The organism is Rhizobacter sp. P3_B12, assembly GCF_056402895.1.
This window is the reverse complement of the sequence record NZ_JBFUGN010001575.1, coordinates 1-840: the sequence shown is the minus strand read 5'-3', so window position 1 is coordinate 840 and position 840 is coordinate 1. Positions and strand designations below refer to the sequence as shown.

Annotated in this window: 1 protein-coding gene; it reads right to left on the bottom strand. The window is 70.0% G+C overall.

The features are described from left to right. Positions 1-298: 298 nt before the first annotated feature. A partial coding sequence (locus AC1D01_RS36965; protein WP_477874822.1) for a glycoside hydrolase family 127 protein occupies positions 299-840 on the bottom strand: 542 nt, incomplete at its 5' end.

The window sequence follows — 840 nt, the reverse complement described above, 5'->3', positions numbered from 1 at the left end:
GACCAGCGGTGTGCTGATTCCGAAAAGAACAGCGGCGACGAGGGCGATGAGGCCGCCACGAAGCGCAGGCCGGCGAGTGATTCGATCCATGCCGGCAGCATGCCACTGGCACGGATCAGAGGTGGTGTCATCCTCGTCGCAAATGCGCAACTGGTTGCGCGCTGGGCTTCGGGCTGTTCGAGTTCTCACCCAAGCAGTTCGAGCTGATCTGCTCAGACCTCTCCAGCGTGCCCGTGTCGTATGCGGCCGCGTCGCCGGCAGCGGTACCGATCCTGCTGATGCCGATGACGCTGCGCAACTACGCCGGCCCTGCCGATCGCGCTTCGCTAGAGCGATCGGACGCGGCCCGAGGCAACCACACCGCCATCGGCGAAGCCCCGCGGTTCTGCCACGCGAAGTACGGGATCGCGACGACCTCGACGGTGTCGCCGCCGGGCGGCACGTCCGGCTTGCCCGGCTGCACGCGCCGGTACAGCGCGTCGTCCCAGGCCGCATCGCGCGGCACGACGCGCGCCGTGCCACGCAGGATCACCACCCCGCCCAGCGTGTCCGGCTCGAACCGGCTCTCGAACGCGGACTGCGTGTCGACGCTCAAGTCCTCGATGCCCGCACCCGGGTGGTCCAGCGCCTCCACGCAGTACAGCAGCGGACCGCGCGTCAGCGCGATGCGCCCCGCGTTCTCGTGCACCCGCGGGTGGCTTTGCCAGCACTGCACGGGTATGGGAAGCGTGAGCTGCACCACGTCGCCGGCCTGCCAGTCGCGGCTGATCGCCGCATAGGCACCAGCCTCGACGGCCTGCAGCACGGCGCGCCCGTTGACCGCGAGGCCCGCGCCGCCGT